The 2367-nt window shown below is 63.9% G+C and carries 1 protein-coding gene and 1 pseudogene; both read left to right on the forward strand.

Going from position 1 to position 2367, the window contains the following annotated elements:
* Nucleotides 1–407 precede the first annotated feature (407 nt).
* A pseudogene (locus ABZZ74_RS53630) lies at nt 408–677 on the forward strand (histidine phosphatase family protein); the annotation flags it as partial.
* 923 nt (nt 678–1600) lie between these two features.
* Nucleotides 1601–2218 (forward strand): helix-turn-helix transcriptional regulator, encoded by a 618-nt coding sequence (locus tag ABZZ74_RS53635; RefSeq protein ID WP_356951372.1) that lies wholly within the window; start codon nt 1601–1603, stop codon nt 2216–2218.
* The last annotated feature ends 149 nt before the right edge of the window (nt 2219–2367 follow it).

Below are 2367 nucleotides of genomic sequence, written 5' to 3' on the forward strand. Positions count from 1 at the left end.
GGACCTCGCCGCGTTCCAGCGGGAGTCACCTGCCGCCGTGGAGGAACTGAGCAAGGTGCTCGCGGAGGACGTGCCGGGCTGAACATTCGACCACCCCTCACTCGAACGGGCTAATCCTGAGGCTATTCAGGTTGAACTCGTAGACACCGGCTGGTGGATCACGTCGGTTCGATCACCAGGCCGGTCTGCGCGAGGCAGCCGTCGATCAGGTCCGGACGGAACTGGATCCTTACCGTTCTGTCTGGGTTCGCTCCGGTCATTCGTAGGATCGGGAGGCCCAGGGGCGCGGGGTATGGCTGTACTGGACCTGCTGCTGATGTGGCTAAAGAAGATGGGTGCGGTTCCTCTGAAGGGAAAGTGAGGAAGGACAGGGAACCGCGGGCTTGTGGGTAGGCGTCCACCTCGGCATGCAAGATCGATACCTCTATCTCGCTCGTCACGGTGAAGCCACGCCCGACGAGGGCGAGCTCACAGAGGCTGGCTGACGGCAGGCAGAGCTGCTTGGCAAGCGCCTGGGCGACGTTCCGCTGACGGCCATTCACCACGGTCCGCTGCCCCGCGCAGTACAGACGGCCCGGCTGGTAGGACAGCAGCTGGGTGTGGTGCCGCTGCGCGAGTCCGAGGCAGCAGGCGACTATGTTCCATACATCCCGGAGCGAGACGAACTCCCCGCAGAGGTCGTCGACGCTGTCCGCGCCGGCGACCATCCCGGCCACGATGGATAGAGCCTTCGCGTCCGCGGCCGTGCCCGCGCCGTTCTTCGCGCCGGTCAGCTTGACCTTCTCGGCGACCAGCCGAGGCAGGTCGCACCGCTCGGCCAGCCGGACGGCCGGGACCAGCCCGGCATGCGCGATCAGATTCGGTTCGTCGAACGCAGCGAACACCGTCGCCGCGCTGTGGGAGGATTTCACTTACGAGGTGCCTTGCTGGTTGGGCCTGTTGGAAGCGTGAGAACTCCCATCATCCCAGGTCAGCAGGCACCTCTTCTCGTTTCTTTCTCCAAAGGGCACCCGTCACGCGGTGGATCGAGGCTGAGGTGACCGGCCGACGGTGGCCGCCTCGGTGCTCGGGAGATCGGGTGGCCGCCCGTCGGCTTTCCCGCAGCTTTTGTGATCCGTCGAAGGTGAGTGAGGGAACGAAGAGGAAAGATAATTTTCCCCTTTGGACATGCGGTTCACGGGCACCGAAAAAAGGCCGGATCACTTCATGGGAAAGATCCCAAAACTTGCTCAACAGCCGATGGTTACTTTTGAGTTGGGCCCTAATCTCATGCCGGTTCCTTCCCAGTGACTCATCACCCCAGGAGCAGACTCATGGCAGGCGGCGGACAGCAGCGCACAGTCGACACGGAACAGCATTCAGGCACTGGAGGCCGCCCACAACGGCGTCACGCGATGCCGGCAGGTGGTGGACGCCACCCGCGGCAACCTCTCCACGGCGTACCAGGGCAGTGACGGAGGGCAGTTCGGTCAACTGCTGAGGATGTAGACGAGCAGTGCGGCGTCATCCGGGCCCACACCGCGGCGGATTTCGCCTTCCAGCAGCTCACCGGCGCCTGACCGCCCTCCGCCCCTTCACACACCGACGACCGAGACGAGTAATGAGCGACAACCTCACCGACGGATACATCTACGTCGTCTACTCCCACATGCAAAACGCGGCGGACGACATGGTCAGCTGGACCAAGGCGATCGGGACCACGCAAGCCACCGGTGACGCCATCCGGACCACCGCGGGAAGGGCCCGCACCGCACGGAAGCACCGAGGCATGGACCGACCGTTATTCAGCTCAGCCAACGCCCTGTCCGCACGCCGTCACCTGGGTATGTCGCCGCACGATGTGGCCAGGGATATGACGGTGCTCGGCGCCCCTGTCGATCCCGAACTGGTCGGCGCCTGGGAGAGGGGCGCGTACCGACCCACCGAGAATGAGCTGTTCGCCCTCGCGGACGTTCTCTGGTGCCGGACCACCGAACTGATGGGCATCGAAGAACCCCGCACCCTGGCCGAGCACCGACTCTCCCGGCAGTTCAGCGTGCCGAGGCTGAGCCGGACCATCAAAATGGACACCACCGAATACCTGAAGGCCGAGGCGGAGAACCAGTGGCCGGGAAATTTCCGCCAGACACTCTCTCTTCTGAACGCGCTGAACATCTCCCTGCGGCAATTGGAGGCCGCCACCGGTCCCTGCGACGCGATGTACGGCACGTCCTTCTAGTACTGCAACGACACTCCGTGATGCCCTCTTCGTCTGTAGTGGCTGATGCGGGCTCGGGCTTGGCTTCTTCTTCGCCATAGGGACCAGTCGAGTGCATGTTGGATGGCGTGGCGGATGGGAGAGGAGATTCGGTTGAAGAGCCGCCGAGC

It is taken from the genome of Streptomyces sp. NPDC006476 (assembly GCF_040612015.1).
Taxonomy (GTDB): Bacteria; Actinomycetota; Actinomycetes; order Streptomycetales; family Streptomycetaceae; genus Streptomyces; species Streptomyces griseorubiginosus_B.

Excerpts from the sequence above, each read along its gene's own strand:
- ABZZ74_RS53635 (WP_356951372.1), top strand. The coding sequence starts at position 1,601 with ATGAGCGACAACCTCACCGACGGATACATCTACGTCGTCTACTCCCAC.